The 321-nt window shown below is 47.0% G+C and carries 1 protein-coding gene; it reads left to right on the top strand.

Features of this window, described 5'->3' with window-relative positions; translation table 11 throughout:
• Positions 1-48: 48 nt before the first annotated feature.
• The coding region (locus CXQ88_RS21435; RefSeq protein ID WP_146069276.1) for a reverse transcriptase family protein at positions 49-321 on the top strand (273 nt) is incomplete at its 3' end.

Below are 321 nucleotides of genomic sequence, written 5' to 3'. Positions count from 1 at the left end.
ATAGATCTCGCTCCAGGAACCACTCCTCTGCACAAGCGACCCTACCGTATGGCAGCAAATGAACTGGCCGAAGTTAAGAAACAGTTGGAAGAGTTGAAAGAAAAGGGGTATATACGTCCGAGTACTTCTCCCTGGGGTGCTCCCGTGATTTTTGTGGAGAAGAAGGACAAGACGAAGAGGATGTGCGTTGACGACAGAGCTCTCAATGAAGTTACTATCAAAAACACGTACCCACTTCCCCAGATCGATGATATGTTCGATCAGCTTAAAGGTGCCACTGTTTTCTCCAAGATAGATCTTCGATCAGGGTATCACCAGTTG

It is taken from the genome of Arthrobacter sp. ZGTC412 (assembly GCF_002929215.1).
GTDB lineage: Bacteria > Actinomycetota > Actinomycetes > Actinomycetales > Micrococcaceae > Arthrobacter.
This window is presented reverse-complemented; position numbering and strand designations above follow the sequence as displayed.